Source organism: Thermodesulfovibrionia bacterium, assembly GCA_030646035.1.
Taxonomy (GTDB): Bacteria; Nitrospirota; Thermodesulfovibrionia; order UBA6902; family UBA6902; genus JACQZG01.
The window spans coordinates 62,856-84,279 of sequence record JAUSMY010000019.1 but is presented as its reverse complement, the minus strand read 5'-3'; the positions used below and the strand labels follow the sequence as shown (position 1 = coordinate 84,279).

At 47.7% G+C, this 21,424-nt stretch carries 22 protein-coding genes; 11 read left to right on the top strand and 11 right to left on the bottom strand.

All coding sequences use genetic code 11. The annotated features are described in order from the left end of the window. Window positions 1-191 precede the first annotated feature (191 nt). From Q7U10_02735 to Q7U10_02725, 3 genes are all read right to left on the bottom strand, one after another. On the bottom strand, window positions 192-1,454 hold the full coding sequence (locus Q7U10_02735; GenBank protein MDO8281533.1) for a hemolysin family protein: 1,263 nt from the start codon (window positions 1,452-1,454) through the stop codon (window positions 192-194). Window positions 1,455-1,460: 6 nt separating this feature from the next. Further along, window positions 1,461-2,540 (bottom strand): isocitrate/isopropylmalate dehydrogenase family protein, encoded by a 1,080-nt coding sequence (locus tag Q7U10_02730; GenBank protein MDO8281532.1) that lies wholly within the window; start codon window positions 2,538-2,540, stop codon window positions 1,461-1,463. 72 nt (window positions 2,541-2,612) lie between these two features. Further along, entirely contained in the window at window positions 2,613-3,206 is a 594-nt protein-coding gene (locus tag Q7U10_02725; protein ID MDO8281531.1) for a flavin prenyltransferase UbiX, read from the bottom strand. A gap of 159 nt (window positions 3,207-3,365) precedes the next feature. On the opposite strand from Q7U10_02725, the gene Q7U10_02720 reads away from it, so the two are divergent. The 4 genes from Q7U10_02720 to Q7U10_02705 all read left to right on the top strand — a co-directional run bounded on the left by Q7U10_02720 (window position 3,366) and on the right by Q7U10_02705 (window position 6,414). Then, on the top strand, window positions 3,366-3,824 hold the full coding sequence (locus tag Q7U10_02720) for a hypothetical protein (GenBank protein ID MDO8281530.1): 459 nt from the start codon (window positions 3,366-3,368) through the stop codon (window positions 3,822-3,824). Between the two features lie 102 nt (window positions 3,825-3,926). Beyond that, entirely contained in the window at window positions 3,927-4,136 is a 210-nt protein-coding gene (locus Q7U10_02715) for an addiction module protein (GenBank protein MDO8281529.1), read from the top strand. Beyond that, window positions 4,133-4,426, top strand: coding sequence for a type II toxin-antitoxin system RelE/ParE family toxin (locus Q7U10_02710; protein MDO8281528.1), 294 nt, complete (start codon window positions 4,133-4,135; stop codon window positions 4,424-4,426). Before Q7U10_02715 ends, Q7U10_02710 begins: the two co-directional genes overlap by 4 nt. Window positions 4,427-4,518: 92 nt before the next feature. Beyond that, entirely contained in the window at window positions 4,519-6,414 is a 1,896-nt protein-coding gene (locus Q7U10_02705) for a YgiQ family radical SAM protein (GenBank protein MDO8281527.1), read from the top strand. On the opposite strand, the gene cysK is transcribed toward Q7U10_02705, so the two are convergent. Further along, window positions 6,411-7,337 carry a cysteine synthase A gene (gene cysK, locus Q7U10_02700; protein ID MDO8281526.1) on the bottom strand — a complete coding sequence of 309 codons (927 nt, stop codon included), beginning with the start codon at window positions 7,335-7,337 and terminating at the stop codon, window positions 6,411-6,413. The two genes, Q7U10_02705 and cysK, sit on opposite strands and share 4 nt — an antisense overlap. Before the next feature lie 63 nt (window positions 7,338-7,400). Next, entirely contained in the window at window positions 7,401-7,898 is a 498-nt protein-coding gene (locus tag Q7U10_02695; protein MDO8281525.1) for a YajQ family cyclic di-GMP-binding protein, read from the bottom strand. Between the two features lie 111 nt (window positions 7,899-8,009). On the opposite strand from Q7U10_02695, the gene Q7U10_02690 reads away from it, so the two are divergent. The 5 genes from Q7U10_02690 to Q7U10_02670 all read left to right on the top strand — a co-directional run bounded on the left by Q7U10_02690 (window position 8,010) and on the right by Q7U10_02670 (window position 11,055). Further along, window positions 8,010-8,411, top strand: a complete 402-nt coding sequence (locus Q7U10_02690) for a hypothetical protein (protein MDO8281524.1) — start codon at window positions 8,010-8,012, stop codon at window positions 8,409-8,411. Window positions 8,412-8,413: 2 nt separating this feature from the next. Further along, window positions 8,414-8,659, top strand: coding sequence for a glutaredoxin family protein (locus Q7U10_02685; protein ID MDO8281523.1), 246 nt, complete (start codon window positions 8,414-8,416; stop codon window positions 8,657-8,659). A gap of 40 nt (window positions 8,660-8,699) precedes the next feature. Further along, window positions 8,700-9,185, top strand: a complete 486-nt coding sequence (locus Q7U10_02680; GenBank protein MDO8281522.1) for a hypothetical protein — start codon at window positions 8,700-8,702, stop codon at window positions 9,183-9,185. 98 nt (window positions 9,186-9,283) lie between these two features. Next, on the top strand, window positions 9,284-10,168 hold the full coding sequence (locus Q7U10_02675) for a hypothetical protein (protein MDO8281521.1): 885 nt from the start codon (window positions 9,284-9,286) through the stop codon (window positions 10,166-10,168). 170 nt (window positions 10,169-10,338) lie between these two features. Continuing rightward, window positions 10,339-11,055, top strand: coding sequence for a protein kinase (locus tag Q7U10_02670; GenBank protein ID MDO8281520.1), 717 nt, complete (start codon window positions 10,339-10,341; stop codon window positions 11,053-11,055). Window positions 11,056-11,078: 23 nt separating this feature from the next. On the opposite strand, the gene Q7U10_02665 is transcribed toward Q7U10_02670, so the two are convergent. The 6 genes from Q7U10_02665 to hyfB form a co-directional block, all read right to left on the bottom strand. Beyond that, window positions 11,079-11,591 (bottom strand): NADH-quinone oxidoreductase subunit B family protein, encoded by a 513-nt coding sequence (locus Q7U10_02665; GenBank protein ID MDO8281519.1) that lies wholly within the window; start codon window positions 11,589-11,591, stop codon window positions 11,079-11,081. Further along, a complete protein-coding gene (locus tag Q7U10_02660) occupies window positions 11,588-13,159 on the bottom strand; it encodes an NADH-quinone oxidoreductase subunit C (GenBank protein MDO8281518.1) in 1,572 nt (523 codons plus the stop codon). Before Q7U10_02660 ends, Q7U10_02665 begins: the two co-directional genes overlap by 4 nt. Further along, window positions 13,156-14,604 (bottom strand): hydrogenase 4 subunit F, encoded by a 1,449-nt coding sequence (locus tag Q7U10_02655; protein ID MDO8281517.1) that lies wholly within the window; start codon window positions 14,602-14,604, stop codon window positions 13,156-13,158. The genes Q7U10_02660 and Q7U10_02655 overlap by 4 nt, the downstream gene beginning before the upstream one ends. Before the next feature lie 15 nt (window positions 14,605-14,619). After that, a complete protein-coding gene (locus tag Q7U10_02650; GenBank protein ID MDO8281516.1) occupies window positions 14,620-15,285 on the bottom strand; it encodes a formate hydrogenlyase in 666 nt (221 codons plus the stop codon). A 99-nt stretch (window positions 15,286-15,384) separates the two neighbouring features. Next, a complete protein-coding gene (locus Q7U10_02645) occupies window positions 15,385-16,326 on the bottom strand; it encodes an NADH-quinone oxidoreductase subunit H (protein ID MDO8281515.1) in 942 nt (313 codons plus the stop codon). Beyond that, window positions 16,323-18,368 carry a hydrogenase 4 subunit B gene (hyfB, locus tag Q7U10_02640; protein MDO8281514.1) on the bottom strand — a complete coding sequence of 682 codons (2,046 nt, stop codon included), beginning with the start codon at window positions 18,366-18,368 and terminating at the stop codon, window positions 16,323-16,325. Before hyfB ends, Q7U10_02645 begins: the two co-directional genes overlap by 4 nt. 253 nt (window positions 18,369-18,621) lie before the next feature. On the opposite strand from hyfB, the gene Q7U10_02635 reads away from it, so the two are divergent. Together Q7U10_02635 and lepA are read left to right on the top strand one after the other, a co-directional pair. Further along, a complete protein-coding gene (locus Q7U10_02635) occupies window positions 18,622-19,602 on the top strand; it encodes an ROK family protein (GenBank protein MDO8281513.1) in 981 nt (326 codons plus the stop codon). 5 nt (window positions 19,603-19,607) lie between these two features. Beyond that, entirely contained in the window at window positions 19,608-21,398 is a 1,791-nt protein-coding gene (lepA, locus tag Q7U10_02630) for a translation elongation factor 4 (protein ID MDO8281512.1), read from the top strand. Window positions 21,399-21,424: the final 26 nt, after the last annotated feature.

Here is a 21,424-nt window from a genome sequence, read left to right as displayed (position 1 = left end):
TCATTTTCAATACCAGGGCCGGCAGATCATAATTACCCTGTTTATTAATAAATAGCACTTTCTCATGTAAAGGTGATGTTAATGTTTGTAAAGAAAAAGTGAATTATTGCAGGCGGTTAAAATAATACAAGGCTCTGGATCTTCAGAATTAAGACCTGGGGAAAACGGAAAAACGGGGGAACTGTTGAAAATTATATCTTGGTGATCTTTATCTTCTCTATCTTCTTGCTCTCCATCTCAAGTATGAGGAGCCTGACATTTCTGAACTTGACCTGTTCCCCGACCTTTGGAAGGTGGCCGAAGAGCCCGAAGAGGAAGCCGCCTATGGTGTTGAACTCCTCGCTGTCGAGCTGAAGCCCGACAAGGCTGTTGATCTCATCAATGCTCGTTGAGCCTGAAACCACAAAGGTGCTCTCATCAACTATCTCAACCTCTTTTTCCGCCTCTATCGCCTCAAACTCATCCTGAAGCCCGCCGACTATCTCCTCTATCATGTCCTCAAGAGTGATGATGCCCGCAGTCCCGCCGTACTCATCAATGACCACAGCTATCTGGAACTTGTTCTTCTGCATATCATCAAGAAGCGAGGTGACCATCTTGCTCTCAGGGATGTAATAAGCATCCCTCACAAGCCCTGTGATCTTCGTCTGCGGTGTGACCTCTTCCTTTGCCATCTTTCTCAAGATATCTTTTACATAGAGCATGCCTATGATATTGTCCACATTCTCCCTGATGACCGGATATCTTGAATAACCCTTCTCATTTACAAGGTCAAGCACATCGGCTACTACCGCGTCTTCAGGGATAGCCACAACCTCGGTTCTCGGCACCATTGCCTCGGAAACGCTCTTGTCCCCGAACTCAAAGACGTTATGAAGCATCTTCTTCTCTTCCTTCTCGATCGCTCCCTCTTCCTCGCCTATACTTATCATGGACTTCATCTCCTCTTCAGTAAGGAACTGAGGAGTGGAGCCGACCTTGCCGCCGGTAAGCCTGATCAGCATGTTGGACAGATGGTTAAATATAAAGACAAGGGGAGATATTATCTTGATGTAGAGCTTGATAGGCCTTGCCATCATGAGCGCGATCCTCTCGGCGTGGTTAACGGCAAAGGTCTTTGGGGCAAGCTCGCCAAAGACAACGGTAAGCAGCGTCATCATCCCAGTCGAAACAACAATTCCTGCATCCGCATGATCCGGGCCGAATATTTCAAGCGCAAGCACAGTGCCAACTGAGGTCGCGAGTACGGTGAAGAGGTTTCCTGAGAGTATAACTGCGCTGAAGAGGCGGTCATGCTCCTCACGAATCTTAAGCACAGTCCCGGCCTTTTTATTGCCCTGCTCTGCCAGATGCTTGAGCTTTATCCTGTTTGCTGCGATGAATGCAACTTCAGAGCTGGAGAGTATTGCGATAGCTACAAGACAGATAACAATAATTAAGATATCAAGGCCCATAGGTTATTAATTCATCTTTGCGATAACAGCATCGGCAACACCGGATGTTGTCGCTGCGGTCGGGTCATCAGGGCTTGGCTTCATGTCATATGTGACATGCCTTCCTTCCTTAATGATAGAGGCGATGGCGTTATCAAGCCGCTCCGCCGCCTCTCTCTCGCCAAGATGCCTGAGCATCATGACGCCGCTTAACATCACAGCCATCGGGTTCGCCTTATTAAGCCCTTTGTATTTCGGAGCGCTGCCGTGTGTCGCCTCAAATACGGCGTATCCGTCCCCGATATTCGCGCCCGGTGCAAGCCCCAGCCCTCCTATCAGGCCTGCGCCAAGGTCGGAAACAATATCCCCGTAAAGGTTCGGAAGGACAAGGACATCGTAAAGTTCAGGCTTCTGCACAAGCTGCATGCACATGTTGTCTATTATCTTGTCTTCGAATTCTATGTCAGGGTACTTTGCCGCGACCTCTCTTGCGACTTCAAGAAATAGCCCGTCGGAAAACTTCATTATATTTGCCTTATGAACTGCGGTCACCTTGCGGCGTTTATTCTTTCTGGCGTATTCAAAGGCATAACGGACGATCCTCTCGGTGCCGAAGACAGAGATGGGTTTTATGCTTATGCCTGAATCTTCTCTTATCTTTTTGCCGGAGAGTTTATTTGCAAGTTCGATGGTTGCCTTTGCGCCTTCAGAACCTTTTTCATATTCTATGCCTGCGTAAAGGTCTTCAGTATTCTCCCTGACTATTACAAAATCAATGTCATCGTATCTCGTCCTTGCGCCGACATAGCTCTTGCACGGCCTGACACAACTATAGAGATCAAGCGTCTGCCTGAGGCTGACATTGACGCTCCTGAAGCCCGTTCCAACGGGTGTTGTTATAGGCCCCTTGAGCGCGATCTTGTTCTTCTTTATTGACTCAATGACCCTGTCTGGAAGCGGGTTGCCCTCTTTTTCATATACCTCGCCGCCTGCGTTCTGGACTTCCCATTCAAAAGAGATGCCTGTTGCCTCAAGTACCCTGACGGTCGCCTCTGCTATTTCAGGGCCTACGCCGTCTCCGGGGATCAATGTAATTTTATATGTCATCTGATTTCCTTTTTAATGTGATATAGAGTAAATGTTATACCATATTTTCATTATAACTCACAATCTTACAGCTCACTGCCATCTGTTAAAGAGGCTGTTTTCCGCGCCTGCCCGGTCAAGTATCTTGCCTACGATAAAATCTATAATTTCATTTAAGTCTTTAGGGTTATGGTAAAAAGCAGGAATGGGTGGGACTATTCCAACGCCAATCCTGGCAAGCTTCAGCATATTCTCAAGATGGATTGCGCTGAATGGTGTCTCGCGCGGCGAGATGATGAGCCTCCTGCCTTCCTTTAAGACAACATCAGCCGCCCTCTCTATTAATGTATTAGCATAGCCATTGGCGATTCCCGACAATGTCTTCATGGAGCAGGGCACAACAAACATCCCGTCTGTGATAAAAGAGCCGCTTGAAACAGGCGCGGCAAGATTGGATTCAGAAAAAAAGGTAATGTTCTTTGAAGCAAAATGCTTCTGCACCTTTTTGTTTATCTCTGCCTCATTCTTTCCGGCAAGGTTGATTCCTGTCTCAGTTTTGATAATGAAGAACGCGGTATTGGAGATCAGAAGATAGACCCTGTTTTTGGATTTAAGAAGTTCCTCAGCAAGCCTGAGCCCGAATATCGACCCGCTCGCACCTGAGATTGCAACGATATAGGATTTCATAGAGGTATTTTAACACATTGCAGTTGTGGCGGAAAAAAACAGGTATCCAGTTCATTTATTTAGCCCCTCTTGACAAGCTACTTTCACTTCAGTATACTACAAGTGAGAGTAGTGCTACTCGAACTAATAGCAAAGATATGGTAAATGAGGAGGCAAGAGATGAAAACATATGAAATCACAGTCGATGAGGAGATTTGGAATTTCCTGAAAAGTCATGCAATACCGCTTGAAGATACGCCTAACTCAGTGCTAAGGAAATTCTTGTTGAGCAAAGGCGGTGGAGCAATCCACCAAAAGACAACTCAACACAGTGATTTTCCAAGTTTTCCTGTTGGTGTTCCAAAGGCCTTGTCTCAGATACTTGAAGTGATATATCTAATTAAAAAAAGAGGTCTTACTCGCACAGAAGCTACAAATAAAGTAGCAGACCAGAGATTAACGGCACCTCAAACTATACTCGATAAGTATTGCCGACAGCTCAATAAAAAAGCATTTGAAATTGACCGCCTTTTGGAGGACAAGAACTTAGATGAATTCAGGTCACTACTTGAAACCAAATTTATAAACCACCGCGATGTTATTAAGGACTGCTTTGCTTCCTTAAACATAAAGCATTAGGGCCAGGTCTTGATTCTTTCAAAACTTACAGGCTGAAAATCCACATCCGCAGATTGTTTTTTGATGGAAATCGGCTGTGATATAATAGCGTTAGAGGTGAATATGAATATATCAATAAACAAGATGACCACGGAAGAAAAGATCCGCACGATGGAAGACCTATGGGATGACCTATGCCGGCATGCCGCAGAAATACCATCCCCATCATGGCATAATGACGTCCTTTTACAGCGTGAAGGATTGGTATCAGAAGGGAAAGAAACCTTTACGGATTGGGAAAAAGCAAAAAAGAGTATCCGCGAAAAGTTGTGAAGATCAGAATTCTCGATTCGGCATCACAAGACCTGATAGAAGGTTCTCATTTCTATGGGAAACAGGAAGCCGGTCTTGGCAATTATTTCATAGACTCCTTGTTCTCGGATATTGACTCGCTGCAGATATACGCAGGTATACACCCCACGTATTTTAACTATCACCGTATGCTTTCCAAACGATTCCCATTTGCCATTTATTACAAACTAATAAACAATGAAGTTGCAGTATATGCGGTGCTTGATTGCCGCAGGAATCCTGCATGGTTAAGAGAACGTTTGAATCGTTAATCCGCAGACCCGAACAATCCTGTGCTCAAATCTCCAGAATAGTTATACTAAATAGTTCATGACATAACATGAAATAGGGGGTTAATAATTAAGTGGCATTTTTACCAGTAAGCCGGGACGATATGCGAAAGAGGGAGTGGGATGCCCTGGATTTTCTCTTTATCAGCGGAGATGCCTATGTGGATCACCCCAGTTTCGGACACGCGATCATCACCCGGGTTCTGGAAAGTGAAGGATATAGAGTCGGAATTATTGCTCAGCCTGACTGGAAGGTGATTGCGAATTTCAAAAAGTTGGGGAGGCCTGAACTCGGCGTACTTATATCTTCCGGCGTGATCGACTCCATGGTAAATCATTATACAACTACCAAGAAAGTAAGGAAAAATGATCAATACTCACCGGGCGGCCAAGCCGGCTTAAGGCCCGATAGAGCAGTTATTGTCTATGCTCACAAAATCAGGGAGGCATTTGGACAGATCCCCATAATTATCGGAGGTGTGGAAGCTTCTCTGAGACGATTTGCCCACTATGATTACTGGGATGATCTTGTGAGGCCTTCAGTGCTGATCCACTCAGGGGCGGATATGCTAGTTTACGGAATGGGGGAATCACCTATTGTGGAAATTGCCCGGCTTCTTAAAAAAGGCGTGCCAATTAATAATATGCTGAATCTGCGGGGCACCTGCGTTGCGCCCCGGAGAAATGATTGTAAGGGAGAGCTGGCGGCATTTTTGGAGCATAAGGAACATGCGGACAAATATGTGCTGGTAGAGTCTTTTGAAGAGGTGCGCCAAGACCCACGGAAATATGCCCAGGCCTTTATGACGGAGAGCAGCGAGCAGGATTATGTTAGGGGAAAAACTATAGTGCAGCCGCATGCTGACAGGCTGCTGGTTCAGAATCCTCCCCCAAAGCCTCTGAGCGAAAAAGCCATGGATAAGATATATGCCCTTCCTTATGAAAGAGCCCCGCATCCCATGTATGGAAACATAGGCGGTGTAGCTGCTATTGAGGAAGTTAAATTCGGGATCGTCAGCCATAGGGGCTGCTTTGGCGGCTGTTCTTTCTGCGCTTTGAATTTTCATCAGGGCAGAGTGATCCAGCGGCGAAGCGATGCTTCCATTATCGGGGAAGCTGAGAATTTTACCCGCGATAAGGATTTTAAAGGATATATCCATGATGTAGGCGGGCCCACAGCTAATTTCCGAAATAAGGCCTGTGATAAACAGGAAAAGCATGGGGTCTGCCGAAACAAACAATGTTTAACGCCGGAGCCTTGCCGAAATTTAAAGGTTAGCCACAGTGATTATTTAATGTTGCTGAGCAAACTGCGGAAAATTCCCGGGATAAAAAAAGTATTTATCCGCTCAGGTATCCGATATGATTATCTCATGCTCGATAAGGATGAGCGTTTCTTTGAAGACCTTTGCCGTCATCACATAAGCGGCCAGCTTAAGGTCGCCCCGGAACATATCTGCCCTGACGTATTGGAAAAAATGGGGAAACCCTCCAGCAAAGTGTATGATGCTTTTGTCCAAAAATTTTACCAGGTCAATAAACGCCTTGGAAAAGAACAGTATCTCGTTCCGTATCTATTGTCAAGCCACCCGGGAAGCACCCTGAAGTCCTCGATAAAACTGGCTGAATATTTAAAAGCTGCTGGGATAAACCCGGAGCAGGTCCAGGATTTTTATCCCACTCCCGGTACGCTTTCAACATGTATGTTTTACACGGGCCTGGATCCGCGTACTATGAAGAAAGTATATATTCCCAAGTCATATGAAGAGAGGAAAATGCAGCGGGCCCTGCTCCAATTTAGAAGACCGGAGCATTATGTCATTGTTCACCAAGCTCTGCAATTAGCCAATCGCATGGACCTGGTGGGATTTGGGCCGCTCTGTTTAATCAGGCCGAGGACCGGAAAACCTGCATGGAAAACGCAAACGGGTTTGTTGGGCAGGAAGAGCAAACAGACAAAAACCCGCTAAACCTGGGGCCCGAACAAACCTGTGCTCAAATACCTGTCGCCTCTGTCCGGGAAGACCGTGACAACCCTTTTCCCTTTTCCAAGCTTCTTTGCCACCTTAAGAGCGGCGCACAATGCTGCGCCTGAAGATATGCCGCAGAATATCCCCTCTTCTTTTGCAAGGCGCTGTGACATGGCCTTGGCATCATCGTCAGTTACGGTTATGACTTCATCATATATCTTCGTATTGAGCACGCCGGGATAAAAACCTGCGCCTATCCCTGCCAGTTTATGCGGGCCGGGATTTCCGCCTGATAGCACCGGAGAACCTGCAGGCTCAACAGCAGCTATCCATACATCAGGCTTCTTCTCTCTTAAAACTTCGCCTACACCTGTTATGGTTCCGCCTGTTCCCACTCCTGCGACAAACCCGTCAATATCAATACCAAGGGCATCGATTATTTCGACTGCCGTTGTTTTTCTGTGAACTTCAGGATTTGCGGGATTTTCAAACTGCATCGGCATATAGTAATCAGGGTTATTTTTAAAGATAGTCTCAGCCTCAATAACTGCGCCTAACATCCCTTTCGGTGCAGGGGATAATACGACCTCTGCGCCAAACGCCTGAAATGTCTGCCGCCTCTCAAGGGACATCGCCTCTGACATGGTAAGTATAAGCTTGTAGCCCTTTACTGAAGCAACCATCGCAAGCCCGATGCCTGTATTGCCGCTTGTAGGTTCAATGATAGTTCCGCCCGGCTTCAGCCTTCCTTCTGCTTCAGCAGTCTCTATCATGGAGAGGGCTATCCTGTCCTTTACCGAGCCTCCGGGGTTAAAGCCTTCAAGCTTCGCCCATACCTCTGCATCATCAGGGCCTGGAATGTGGTTAAGCCTTACAATAGGCGTATTGCCTATCAAGGTCAATATGTTTTCAGTCGCTTTCATGAATGGAATTATAGCATAAGTATGAACCTGAAAATGGCAATTCAGGTTAGTTTATATCAATGTTTATCTGAAATTCACAAACTCGAGATGGATCCCGAGGTCTTTCGCTTTTATCAGCGCCATGACTTCCTGAAGGTCGTCTATCTTCTTTCCCTTTACCCGTACCTGGTCGCTCTGTATCTCTGCCTGAACCTTCATCTTTGCGTTCTTTATCATCTTGACTATCTCTTTCGACTTCTCGATAGGGACTCCCTGCTGAAGCTTGACGACCTGCCTTACGGTATTTAACGCAGCCGGCTCTATCTTCCCGTATTCAAGCGCCTTTAACGAGACCTTTCTCTTAACGAGCTTGCTCTCCAGAACATCAATAACGCTCTTCAGCTTATATTCATCATCAGAAGTGAGGGTTAATTCATTCTTGTCCTGGTCAAGCTCTATATCGCTCTTGCTGTTCTTAAAGTCGAACCTCTGAAGTATCTCCTTCATCGACTGGTCAACCGCGTTCAAGACCTCCTGAAGGTTTACTTTGCTCACTATATCAAAGGTATGTTCTGAAGCCATATTATATCCTCCCTGATTTTGGTTGATAACTTGTAAAGAGTAGTTTAAATTAGTGACATAGTATTATCAATACTGATGCTATTAAATTTATAGGAAGGGTGCAGGCCAAATATGATCAAAGACATAACAACAGGAAACTCGCATGAGGATGCAAAAGAGTTCCGCCACTGGTTCATCGGTGACATAAGAAAGTGGTGTAAGGACAAAGGCGTTCCATTTGTACCTGAGAAGTACAAGCTCAGGGATACCAAAGGGATCGAATTCCGCCTCGGCGATCATAAAGAAGGCGAGACACGGGTTGGCGGCTGGGCAGGATGTTCAGACAGCAGGGCTGTAAGCTTCCTGATAAGAGGAGATATCATCTTTAAGTTCCGCAATCCTCAAGACCATTATGAATCTTTTACGCATGAACTTAAAGAAGAGGGCGAATATATCATGTGGAAAGAGGATGTGGAGCACTGGTGGGAGACAAAAGAGGATTCAATAATATTGACTGTGCGGTGGAGGGAGTAACGATGGTCAAACTGACCTTCTACTATAAAGAAGGATGCTGGCTCTGTGATGCTGCCGAGGAGATGCTGAACGGCCTTAAGGAGAGGCACGGCATCATCATCAATAAGGTCAACATCGAATCAAGTGATGAGCTTTACGAGCTCTACAGGTTTGACATCCCGGTATTTGAGTTTGAAGACGGTTCGACACTTAACGGCAGGGTGAAGAAGAAGGATCTGCTTGCCAAATTTAATGACAACATAAAATAGGCCTCTGGCTTATGTGCCTCTTTTGATATATACTTTGATTATGAATTTCGAGCAAAAAGACAGAATAAATGGATGCATCGCTGTGGAGCATGCCGTAGCGTCAATATACGGTTCTTTCATGAGGATGTTCCCTGAAGAGAGGCATTTCTGGGAAGAGCTTCATAACGATGAGGTTGAACATTCTGTATTTCTGATAGAAACATTGAATCTTTTTGACGGCGCCATGCTCCCGCCGGATATGCACCCGCCTTCACTGCCTTTTGTGGTGAAGACACTGGAGTTTGCCAATAACATTAACTTCAGGATCAGGCAGCGCCAAGTCTCGCTTGAGGAAGCGCTAAGAATAGCGTTAGAGCTTGAAGAGACGATGGTTGAGATATTTATCAACAACCTTATAAGCGGAATGATGTCTGAGAACAAGATATCGTCAAGCGCGGATTTCGGCAAGGTGCTTGCAGCTGAACAAGAGCATGTAAGCAGGATAAGAGATATGATGTTGAAGAAGGGTGTTATAAGGCCGTCTTGATTTTTTTCAGTTTATTACATCGTCTTTTTTCTCCGGCCTGATTTTTCCATATGAAAGAATATATTTCCCTGATAATTGCCTGGATGATTTTTTTATGCATGCCCGGTATCTCCATTGGTTTTGATAAAGATGGATGCCTCACATGCCACCAGTACCCCGGCCTCGTAAGGCAGGAGACCCCGGTCAAGTTCAAGATGCTGCATATTGATGAAGATAAATACGCGGCATCTTCGCACGCTAAGGTCGGATGCAAGGAATGCCATGCGGATATAACAGAGATCCCGCATAACCCCAGGATAAAGATCAACTGCGTAAAAGAGTGCCATCAGAAAGATAAAGCAAAGATACTCGCCATGAAAGCTGATCCGGCTAAATTCCATGAAGGCCAGCATTTCCTCATCTCAAACCTGCAGAATGATTCATCCTGCGCTGCCTGCCACACTTTGTATCCCCATTCCGGCAACAAGAAGGTAAGCGCGTTCCTTAATATGCACACAGGTTATGTAGTATGCGAGGTATGCCATCTGGACAAGAGCAAAATAAAACAAGCGGCATATGAATGGAAAAGCCCTGAAGATGTAAAGTTCAAAGGCAGGCCGTATGCCTCTTTCTATAACCAGAAGACAGGCAAGGTTGAGAGGCATGATGCCATGATATCCAGAATAACGGTCTATTCCGTTGTGGGCGGTGAGAAGAGGCCTGCGCTGAATGTAATGGACAATAACGAAGCAATCGGATTTCTTGAGAAGTGGGACAGCATGGGCAAGGAAGAGAAAGAGAGAAAGTTAAAATTATTTCACAAGGATATAGCAAAGAAAGAGGTGAGCATCGTCTGCAATGAGTGCCACTCTGAAAAGGGCATCCTTGATTTCAAGAAACTCGGCTTCAGCACAAAAAGAAGCACTGACCTGAAATACCTCAACATAAAAAGCCTTGTGACAAAGTACGATACATTCATCCTGCCGAATCTCTTCGGGAACTAAAAGTTCTCTCTTGCCTTAATTTGTCCCCCGCTTTCACGGCATTGATAATGTCTGCAGTATGAGTGCCTGACGGCAGATCCGCCGGAGGATCAAAGGTTATACCTGGACACAAATCAGAACAAGATATTGCCCATCCCAGATAAAACCGTATATAATCCATTTACAAACAAATGAAGACAATTGATTCTTTTAACCTGCAGCCGGGGTACATAATCGCCGGAAAATACAAGGTCGTCTCAAAGCTCGGTGAGGGATGGGAGGGCGAGGTATATAAGATCGCTGAGCTCCGCACAGGCATAGAGAGGACGGCGAAGCTCTTTTACCCGAAGCGGGATATCGGCAGCAAGACTTCCATGCGTTACGCGAAGAAGCTCCACAAGCTGCGCCACTGCCCCATGCTTATCAAATACCACGCAGGAGAGACATTCACATTCGAAAAAGCCACGATCACCGCTCTGATATCTGAATACGTCAAAGGAGAGGGGCTCTCAAGTTTTTTAAAGAATCTCCCGGGCAAACGGCTCCATCCCTTTGAGGCGGTACATCTTCTGCACATCCTGGCAAAAGGGATCGAGCAGGTGCATCAATACAATGAATATCACGGCGACCTGCATCTGGACAATATAATCGTCAGCCGTTCAGGGCTCTCATTTGAGGTTAAGCTGCTAGACTTTTACCACTGGGAGGCGACGAAGAGCGAAAATCAGCAGAGTGATATAGTCGACCTTATCAGGGTCTTTTATGACTCGCTCGGAGGTGCAAGATACTATTCCAGGCATCCTGCTTTCATAAAACAGATTTGCTGCGGCCTGAAGCATTCAATGATACTCAAGAAGTTCCGCACCGTATCCATCCTGCGAAAATACCTTGAGACGATGGAGTGGTGATTATGGAAGTCCGACTTCCATAATTATCTGTTCCCTACCGCTCTGAGTATCCCATTGAGGATCGCAGCCGGGGTTGGCGGGCATCCGGGGATGACAACATCTACTGGTATGACCTTGTCAATTCCGCCGAGGGATGCGTAGCTCTCGCCGAATATTCCGCCGTTGCATCCGCAGTCGCCGACAGCGACAACAAGTTTCGGATGTGGCGTTGCGTTATAAGTTCTGCGCAGGGCTATCTCCATATTCCTCGTCACAGGGCCTGTGACCAGAAGCATATCCGCGAACCTCGGCGATGCGGTGAAGTGGATGCCGAATCTCTCGCAGTTATAGATCGGATTATTTATCGCATGTATCTCAAGCTCGCACCCGTTGCATGAGCCTGCGTCCACCTGCCTGATCGTAAGGCTCCTGCTGAAACGTTTCCCAATAGCCTTTTTCAGTTCTGCGCCGACTTCCTGAATCTCAGCGTCAACCTCCGGCAGAAGCGGCTCTGTCACAATTCCTGTCCTGAATATCTGTTTAAGTATCCTTATCATAGGTCATTCCCTGAATAAGACTGGTTAAAACTTTTATTGCAGAGCGGAAAGTCAGGCACGATGTTGCCAAGCACAGCCTGCTCAAGCCCGAGCCAGTTGACGCTGGAAGGGTCTCTCACCATGCATCTGTTGACCTCGCCTTTCGGCCCTGACTGAAGCCAGTAAACTATCTCTCCGCGCCATCCCTCAACAGCGGAAAATCCGTATGTATCAGGAGATGGAAGGCCGACGTCTGATGATATCGCTCCTGATGGAAGCGTATTCAGTATCTCGCGTATGATGCGTATTGATTCTCTTACCTCTTCAACCCTGACCCATGCGCGCGCATGGACATCGCCTGAGATAAGAACAGGCACATTCACTTTGATGCGGTCATATGGCGGAAAAGGGTTCTGTGTGCGGCAGTCGAGGTTCAGGCCGCTTGCCCTTGCCACTATCCCAACCTGGCAGAGCCTTCTCGCCTTGTCAGGAATAAGTATGCCGGTATCCCTCACCCTGTCTTCAAGTGATGAATTCTGATCATAGATCTTCACGAGCCTGTTGAACTCCTTTGCAATCTGTTTCAGCTCGGAGAGTATCAATTCCTTTCCATCTGCTTCAATATCAACTGCAATGCCTCCGGGGATGATCCTGTCCATCATGAACCTGTGGCCGAAGAGCTCGTGATTGGTGCGCAGCATGATCTCCCTAAGCCTCGACATCTGATAGAGCATGAAGGCGAATGCGGCGTCATTGCATATGGCGCCGAGGTCTCCAAGGTGGTTGGCTATTCGCTCCCTCTCAAGAAAGAGCGCGCGCAGCCACTGCGCCCGTTCAGGCACTTTGCATCCGGTCATGGACTCCAGCGCCATGCAATAGCCGAGGCTGTGCGCAGCGGTTGTATCTCCTGAGACCCGGCCCGCAAGCCTTGATCCATCTTTCCACGAAAGCGACTCAAACTTTTTCTCAATCCCCTTATGAACATATCCGAGTCTCTCCTCAAGATTAAGGATATCCTCTCCAACAGCCTGAAAGCGGAAATGTCCCGGTTCAATTATCCCTGCGTGCACAGGCCCAACAGGTATCTCATAAACACCCTCACCCTCTGCGCTTAAAAATTTATATTCACCTGCAACACGAGGCATCGGCTTTGACGCGTCAAAAGATTTTCTTAGCGGCCATGCGTCCTCAGGCCAGTCTTCAAACTTTATCCAGGGCCTTGAGTCAGGATGCCCTGCGGCAGTAACGCCCATAAGGCTCTTGATCTGCCGTTCAAAGCGGTATGCCGGAAGGAACTGTTTTGTGAGAGTCGGGAATGCCGGGTCTTCAAACGGCGCCTCTGTCTTAACGATCAAATACTCCGCACCCCATCTGTAACAGGCGTATATTCCGAAGCCCCTGTTGAACGGAGTTTCATCTGCTGCCCATTCGGCAACGAGCAGGGCATGTACCTTTCTCATCGCTTTAGCAGCATCGACAAATCTCTCCCTCGGCACGCTGCAGAACAACATTGATGCCGTATACCGGCATTCGTCACATCCGGCATCTGATCCGAGAGAGGATTTTATCGCATCTAACAGTACGCTCATTTGATCAGCTCCGCAGCGGTATGAAACCATTTACTGAGAAAATCCGGCAGATAAATGCCGAGAATAAAGACCAGTATCAGATGCAGCAGCACAGGCACATGCGCGACCTTGAGAAACTTCTGATAAGAAGGAATCTCGCCTGAGACCATGGGCTGAACTTTTCTGAAGAGCGCGGCAAATGCCACCGCAAGCCCCAGCAGAAGAAACGGCGTTAACATAGGCGCGTCCTTTATCGTCGCTGTCAATATAAGGAACTCGCTTGTGAATATCCCAAACGGCGGCATGCCTGCGATAGCCATCACCCCGAACATCATGCCCCATCCTACAAGAGGGTTGCCTTTGAAAAGTCCTTTGATCTTGTCCATCTCCTGTGTCCTGTGCATCTGCGAGGCGTGGCCTACGGTAAAAAATATGGATGACTTTGCCAGGCTGTGCACAAGCATGTGCAGAAGCCCGCCGAAAGTGGCGATAGGGCCTCCAAGGCCGAAGGCGAATGTCGCGATGCCCATATGCTCTATTGATGAATATGAGAACATGCGCTTTATATCCTTCTGCCTGAGGAGCGAAAAAGCAGCTACGAGTATCGAGAGAAGGCCGAAGCCCATCATTATATTGCCCGCATGGTGTGTATGAGTAGAGCCGTCCACAAGCACCTTGCACCGCACCAGAGCGTATAGCGCTACATTCAACAGCAGTCCTGAAAGCACGGCTGATATGGGAGTGGGGCCTTCACTATGCGCATCCGGCAGCCAGTTATGCATAGGCACCAAGCCTACCTTTGTGCCGTAACCGACCATGAGAAAGACGAACGCTAACGAAAGAACAGTGGGTTCAAGGCTTCCGCTCACCTGGTTCAGGTTTGTCCAGAGCAGCGCCTCACCGCCTTCGCCGAGCACCTTTTCAGCTGCAAAGTAGAGGAGCACCGTTCCAAAGAGCGCCTGTGAGATACCAACGCCGCAGAGTATAAAGTATTTCCATGCCGCCTCGATAGCGGTCGGCGTTCTGTATAAGGATACGAGCAATACCGTGGACAATGTGGCAAGCTCCATCGCGATCCAGAGCACGCCGATATTATTTGTCAAAAGGCAGAGTAGCATCGCAAAGATGAAGAGCTGAAACATCGCGTGATAAAAACGCATGCCCAGATGGCCGACACGCCCATGCTCCCTCTCCCTCCTCATGTACCGCCTGCTGAAGATGGCTGTTGTCATGGAGACAAAAGAGGTGAGGACCGCCAGGTAGACATTAAAGGCGTCAACAAAGAAGAACTTCCCGCCTGCCAGCATGGGCCCATTCTCATACACCTGCAAAGCCAGTCCCACACCTGCCGCAAACGTGGCAGCAGAACCCAGGATATTTATCTCAGGCGCCAGCCTTCTGTCGCCTACGAATGCAAGTATGACAGCGGCAACAAGCGGCACGAGCAATAATGTAAGAAGTATCACGCCTGCTCCATTTTATCAGTCATCCTCTTTCAGCCTTTCCATCTGTTCAACATCAAGGCTGTCAAATGTAGTGTGTATATGAAAAAAGAATATCCCGAATATAAACGCAGCTATAAGGACATCAAGTGCGACCCCGAGTTCAACTACAAGCGGCATACCGTATGTCGCGCTGGTGGCTGCGAAGAAGAGGCCGTTCTCCATAGCGAGAAATCCTATTATCTGGGTGACGGCATGTTTTCTCGTTATCATCATAAGCATTCCTATCATGACGGTGGCAAGCGCGACAGCCAGCGTCGAACGCGTTACAAGAGTTGAAAGCTCTCTGACAGGCGCGGTCAGGTGATAAGAGAATATGACAAGGGCTATGCCTATCAGCATGGTCATCGGGATATTTACAACTACCTCTATCTCTTTCTGAAGTTTAAGCCGCCGTATGAGCACATGCAGGATATACGGCAGCAGGATAACCTTCAGCATCAGCGTGAGCGCGGAAGAGATATAAAGGTGATGCTTCCCGGCGACAAAACCGACTATGGCGGTATTTATAGAGAGAAAGAACCCCTGCCACGCGAACAGGTTTACAAGGCCGTACATCCGTCTCTGCACCAGCATGCCGAATGCGGTGAGCAGCACGAATGCCGCGAGAAAACTTGTTAATTTAATAGCAATTTCTATATTCATTTTTTCTGATTCTATTAACTCTCCCTGCCCTCTCTTTGTCAAAGAGAGGGGAAATCATCCCTCTTAAATTAAGGGGGGCAGAGGGGGTTATTATTTATTTTACTCCAGCATAAAATAAGAGAGCATGCCGAGCGTTGCCAGCAGGAACGCGGCACCGAGGAAATCTGTCAGCCGGAATATCCTCATCTTCGCAAGCCCTGTCTCTATCAGCACAAGCCCTATTCCTATGAATACAAGTTTCAAAACCATGAAAAGGAATGCGACAGCGAGTATGCTAATATCCCCTGATTCCGCGATCCCCCACGGAGCAAATGTTGCGATCCCTATCATTACAAAAAGAAAAAGCTTCATCATGCCGGCCCATTCAATAAGTGCGAGGTGCCTGCCTGAATATTCAAGTATCATGGCCTCATGGATCATGGTGAGCTCAAGGTGCGTTGCAGGATTATCCACCGGTATCCTGCCGGTCTCAGCCAGCGCGATCAATATAAAAGCAAGCATGGCGAATCCTATGGAAGGCCTTATAACGGTCTGCCCGCTGTATATCACCTCCACCATATGCGACAGGGAGGTTGACCCTGTGGCCAGAGAGACCGTGAAGATAGCCATGAGCATTGCGGGTTCGGCAAGGGATGCTATCGTCATTTCGCGGCTTGACCCCATGCCGCCGAAGGCCGTTCCCATATCCATGCCTGCGAGCGCTGTGAAAAAACGCGCTATGGCAAAGAGCGCGACAAGCACAATTACGTCCGCAGTAGATGCTATCGGGAGGATAGAGAGCATGGGGATGATAGCGCCCGCGAGCACAGCGGTCCCGAATACGAGATAAGGAGTAAAACGGAATATCCATGTCGCATTGTCAGCCAGTATCATATCTTTTGAAAATAATTTCGCAAGATCTCTGTAAGGCTGGAACAGGCCTGCTGTTGTGCGGCCCTGCGACCAGCACTTCAGCATCCTCACCCATCCCGTAAATGCGGGCGCGCATGCGAGAAGCATAGCTATCTGAACTATTTCTATTATGAATCTGTAAAATTTCATCTTGAGAAGATCAACAGCACAATGATAGTTATAAAAGAATATATGAGATACACCTGAATTCGCCCCTGCTGAAGCCTGCCTGCCTGCCGCGCTACCCAGAAACTCGATTGAATGATCGGCATATATAGCCAGCCCCAGAAGCGGTCTCTGATACGGAGAGAATAATTTATCCTCCTGGGAAAAGCGTTATGTCCAGCCTGCTGCGGAATAAGCTTTACTCCTTCTTTGATATTAAAAAGGAATCCGAATATCCTGCGCAGAGGCATTGCAAAGGATGTGGAGTTATACTGCATTCTCTGGTTAAGCTTTTGAAAACCGCAGTCCCAGATGGGCACCCTTGTTACAGAGCTGCGCCTTATGTGCAGGACAATATATGTTGCGGCTACGACAAAGAGTAAGCCGAAAAAGACTGAGATGCCTGAATATGAAGCCCTCTCAGGCGCAACCGGCGTCAGCCATATCCAGCCGTAAGCTCCGGTTGAAGCATTGATCTTTGTTCCTATCAGCTGTGCCGGGATATTATCCAGCCAGCTAATAAAAAAAGTAGGAAGTATCCCGAGGGCGAGACACGAAAGCGCTGCTAATATCATACCTGAACGCATAAACCAGCTCCCCTCATTGATGCGCGGGTTCCTGCGGCCTCTCCAGTGTCCAAGAAAAGTGACTCCAAATGCCTTTACAAAACAGGCGGCGGCGAGCGCGCCTGTCAAGGCCAGAAGCGCAGCGCCAAGCGGTATCAGCAGCCGGAGCATTGGGATCGGCAGGGCAGGTGAAAGCAGAAAGGCCTGCAAGGTCAGCCACTCTGACACAAACCCGTTAAAAGGAGGCAGCGCGGAGATGGAGACGCAGCCGACAAGAAAGAGCGCAGCGGTCCACGGCATGCGGTGTATCAGCCCGCCCATCTCTTCCATGTTGCGCTCTTTTGTAGCGTGGAGCACAACGCCTGCCCCCATAAACAGCAGGCCTTTGAACATAGCGTGATTCATTGTATGATAAAGCCCGGCTATGAGCGCGAGCGCCGCCATCAGGGGCATGTTAAATGAAGTAAATATCATGGACAATCCGATGCCGATCAAAATGATACCGACATTCTCTACGCTCGAGTATGCCAGAAGCCTCTTCAGATCATTCTGCATCAGTGCATAGAGCACACCCATGACAGCGGATATAAGGCCGAATATCAGCACTATCGCTCCCCACCACCACGGGAATACCCTGATGAGATCAAATGACACACGAATTATTCCGTAGATAGCGGTCTTGAGCATCACACCGCTCATGAGCGCGGAAATATTGGACGGCGCAACAGGATGCGCCTCAGGCAGCCATACATGCAGAGGAATTACGCCTGCCTTTGCGGCAAACCCGAAGAACGCCAGGAAAAATGCCACTGCAGCCCATGTCAGGGGAAACTCCGCCTGCCGCATGGCGTCAAAAGTATAGCCGTTGAAACTTTCAAAACCAGTCGCAAGCCCTGCCATGACGCCAAATGATAAAAGGATCGCCATAGCTCCTACATGCGCAATTGTCAGATATAGAAATGCGGCCCTCCTGTTCTCTATGCGGTCATCTTCAAACATTACAAGGAAGTATGAAGCCGCTGCCATGACCTCCCAAGAGATCATAAAGAAGAGGGCGTCATCAGCCAGCACAACCATCATCATGCCGGCAAGAAAGAGGCAATAAAAGACAACAAGGCTTGTTACAGGCCTGCGCCCGAGATATCCCTTGATATAGCCCATGGAATAGATTGATATAAAAAATGATAGCAGGCATATGACGGTGATAAAGAACCCGGCAAGGGGATCAAGCCTGAGGTGGAACGGGAGGTCAGGAAGCCCTAACGGAAGGACTATCTGACTGGTAATGCCGCTGCCGACAGCCCAGATGCCTCCTGCGATGCCGAGTATTGACGCAACTGAAGAGAGGAGGAAACATGAATTGATTAAAATACGCTGGTTCCACTTCAAAAGCGGTACAAATAAAATATACAGCAATGGCAGCAGGACAGACAAAGCGATTAATTCAAGAGGATCGATCATCACCTTACTGCCCTATAACCATCTCTGTCTCTTTTTGTTAAAGAACAATATTTTCTCATCTGTGTAATTTGATTTTTTACGAATCATTGATTTTAAATCTTCCATATATATATGTCAAAAAAGGCTGTCCTATCTTGACATGAACCGGAATTCCGCTTTAGCGCTTAACTTTACACAATAATTTTCTATGTGATAATATAGGTGTCCTTAATTTAAACAGCTTCTTTATAGAATGATAATACAGGAGAAAGCCTTGAAAGTTGCGATCGGAGTTGACATAGGCGGGACAAATATAAAGATTGTCATAGTTTCTAAAGAAGGCGCTGTACTTGCCAGCCGTAAATATCCAACGCCTTCTGTACCGAAAAATTTATCTGTCACTGCCGCAGATCTCTTTACCGGGGTATTAAAGGGGTTTTTAAAAGAAGAATCTGTCATTGCTTTGCTCTCTCCTGCATCATCAGCAACAGAGATCGTCGGCATAGGCATAGGGATCGCAGGGCTTATTGACAGCAAAAGAGGGATTGTTATCGAATCCCCGAATATACCTTCCATAAATGGCTTCAATATAAAAGAGGCTTTTGAAAAGGAATTTTCTCTGCCTGTTAATGTTGACAATGATGCCAATACTTGCGCATACGGCGAAAAATGGGTTGGAGTTGGAAAGAACTTTAACAGCTTCATCATGCTTACCCTCGGCACAGGCCTGGGAAGCGGTTTTATATATAATGGTGAACTCTTTACCGGGGCGTTTGAAACCGGGCATATGGTTATTGAACCGAACGGCAGGTTATGTACATGCGGCAACCTCGGTTGTCTTGAGTCTTACGCATCAGGAAGGGCGATCATGGAAAAGGTCATATCATCCCTTGAGAAGGGCGAGGCGAGCATACTGACCGAATCCTGCGGCGGCAGCTTCTACAAAATAACTCCGGAGCTTATTTATAAGACCGCGCTTGACGGCGACAGCCTCTGCCGCAAGGCCTTCAGGGAATTCGGGCAATATCTCGGCATAGGGATCGCAAACCTGATAAATCTCCTGAGCCCTGATGCTGTAATAATCGGAGGAGGGCTTGTAGGCGCCTGGGAACTCTTTATGCAGGACCTGCAGCAGGAGGCCTCAAAACGCTCCTTTGACCCCCTGTATGCCAATGTTAAAATAATCAAAAGCACTCTTACTGAAGAGTGCGGATCTATAGGCGCTGCCGGACTTATCTTCAAGGCAACGGCTTAACCTACATGCCTGTAAACAACATCAGAAATTTCTGCATCATAGCTCATATAGACCACGGCAAATCCACACTCGCTGACCGTATCCTTGAATTCACCGGCACCCTCTCTCAGAGAGAGATGAAAAAGCAGGTGCTTGACAGCATGGACCTTGAGCAGGAACGCGGGATCACAATAAAGGCCACACCCGTAAGGCTGAACTATACAGCTTTAGACGGCAGGCAGTATATATTAAACCTGATAGACACGCCGGGGCATGTTGACTTTGCCTATGAGGTCTCCCGCAGCCTTGCATCATGTGAAGGCGCCCTGCTGATCGTTGACTCAACACAGGGTGTCGAGGCGCAGACGGTCGCAAATGCCTACCTTGCGTCAGAGCATAATCTTGAGATCATCCCTGTGATAAATAAGATCGACCTGCCGAATGCCGATCCTGAGAGGGTCAGGGAACAGATCGAGGAATCGCTCGGCATCGACTGCAGCGACGTGATATTAGCCTCAGCCAAAGAGGGCATCGGAACCCGTGACATACTTGAAGCAGTGGTCAGGAGAGTCCCTCCGCCTGCCGATAAAATAGAGCAGCCGTTAAAGGCCCTGGTCTTTGATTCGTGGTTTGACGCCTATCAGGGTGTTATTGTGCTTGTCCGGCTCTTTGAAGGAAGCGTAAGAAAAGGATCGAACATAAAGTTCATGGCTACCGGCAAGATCTTTGATGTGCTTGAGGTCGGAGTCTTCATCCCCGCCAGAAAGAGCGTTGACAAGCTTGAGGCAGGAGAGGTCGGGTATATAATCGCCGGCATCAGGGATGTTGTTGACACAAGGGTGGGCGATACGATCACAGATACAAAAAAACCAGCTTCCGAAGCGTGCCCCGGCTATAAAGAGATCAAGCCCATGGTCTTCTGCGGCATCTATCCGGTAGAGACGAACCAGTATGAGATACTAAAAGACGCACTGGACAAACTCAAACTCAATGACTCCTCATTTGCGTTTGAGCCGGAATCTTCCGCAGCCCTTGGTTTTGGTTTCCGCTGCGGCTTCCTCGGCCTCCTGCACATGGACATAGTGAAGGAACGACTTGAGAGGGAATTCAATCTTCTTCTGATAAATACAGCCCCTACAGTTGTCTACAGGGTCACGAATACCGATGGAACGGTTTTGAACCTGGACAGCCCGGCAAAGCTGCCTGAGAATTACGCAATGATGGAAGAACCGTTTGTAAAGACGATAATCTTTGTGCCTGCAAAATTCATAGGCCCTGTATTTGAACTATGCCAGGAGAAGCGCGGTGTTCAGAAAGATTTCAGCTATATCGGGAAAGACAGGGTCGTGGTCACTTATGAGTTTCCGCTGAGTGAAATCTTATGGGATTTTTATGATAAACTAAAATCCTGTTCAAGCGGCTACGCCTCCATGGACTATGAGCTTGTCGGATACAGAGAATCAAAACTTATCAAGCTTGACGTACTCCTGAACGGCGAGCCTGTTGACGCCCTCTCAATGATCATCCGCAAGGACAGGGCATTTCAAAAGGGCAAACAGGTGACCGAGGAGCTCAGGAAGGTCATCCCCAGGCAGATGTTCGAGATTGCCATCCAGGCTGCAATAGGCAACAAGGTCATAGCAAGAGAGACCATAAAGGCGTTAAAGAAGAACGTCATAGCAAAATGTTACGGCGGCGACATCACAAGAAAAAGAAAGCTCATTGAAAAACAGAAGGAAGGCAAACGCCGCATGAAGCAGGTGGGAAGGGTTGAGGTTCCGCAAGAGGCTTTTTTATCTGTGCTTAAAGTAAAATAGATAAGATTTTAAATCAAAATTTCGGA

Bases quoted from the DNA above. Each gene is read 5' to 3' on its own strand.
- Q7U10_02735 (MDO8281533.1), bottom strand. From the start codon at position 1,454: ATGGGCCTTGATATCTTAATTATTGTTATCTGTCTTGTAGCTATCGCA.
- Q7U10_02730 (MDO8281532.1), bottom strand. From the start codon at position 2,540: ATGACATATAAAATTACATTGATCCCCGGAGACGGCGTAGGCCCTGAA.
- Q7U10_02725 (MDO8281531.1), bottom strand. From the start codon at position 3,206: ATGAAATCCTATATCGTTGCAATCTCAGGTGCGAGCGGGTCGATATTC.
- Q7U10_02720 (MDO8281530.1), top strand. From the start codon at position 3,366: ATGAAAACATATGAAATCACAGTCGATGAGGAGATTTGGAATTTCCTG.
- Q7U10_02715 (MDO8281529.1), top strand. From the start codon at position 3,927: ATGAATATATCAATAAACAAGATGACCACGGAAGAAAAGATCCGCACG.
- cysK (MDO8281526.1), bottom strand. From the start codon at position 7,337: ATGAAAGCGACTGAAAACATATTGACCTTGATAGGCAATACGCCTATT.
- Q7U10_02695 (MDO8281525.1), bottom strand. From the start codon at position 7,898: ATGGCTTCAGAACATACCTTTGATATAGTGAGCAAAGTAAACCTTCAG.
- Q7U10_02690 (MDO8281524.1), top strand. From the start codon at position 8,010: ATGATCAAAGACATAACAACAGGAAACTCGCATGAGGATGCAAAAGAG.
- Q7U10_02685 (MDO8281523.1), top strand. From the start codon at position 8,414: ATGGTCAAACTGACCTTCTACTATAAAGAAGGATGCTGGCTCTGTGAT.
- Q7U10_02680 (MDO8281522.1), top strand. From the start codon at position 8,700: ATGAATTTCGAGCAAAAAGACAGAATAAATGGATGCATCGCTGTGGAG.
- Q7U10_02675 (MDO8281521.1), top strand. From the start codon at position 9,284: ATGCCCGGTATCTCCATTGGTTTTGATAAAGATGGATGCCTCACATGC.
- Q7U10_02670 (MDO8281520.1), top strand. From the start codon at position 10,339: ATGAAGACAATTGATTCTTTTAACCTGCAGCCGGGGTACATAATCGCC.
- Q7U10_02665 (MDO8281519.1), bottom strand. From the start codon at position 11,591: ATGATAAGGATACTTAAACAGATATTCAGGACAGGAATTGTGACAGAG.
- Q7U10_02660 (MDO8281518.1), bottom strand. From the start codon at position 13,159: ATGAGCGTACTGTTAGATGCGATAAAATCCTCTCTCGGATCAGATGCC.
- Q7U10_02650 (MDO8281516.1), bottom strand. From the start codon at position 15,285: ATGAATATAGAAATTGCTATTAAATTAACAAGTTTTCTCGCGGCATTC.
- Q7U10_02645 (MDO8281515.1), bottom strand. From the start codon at position 16,326: ATGAAATTTTACAGATTCATAATAGAAATAGTTCAGATAGCTATGCTT.
- hyfB (MDO8281514.1), bottom strand. From the start codon at position 18,368: ATGATCGATCCTCTTGAATTAATCGCTTTGTCTGTCCTGCTGCCATTG.
- lepA (MDO8281512.1), top strand. From the start codon at position 19,608: ATGCCTGTAAACAACATCAGAAATTTCTGCATCATAGCTCATATAGAC.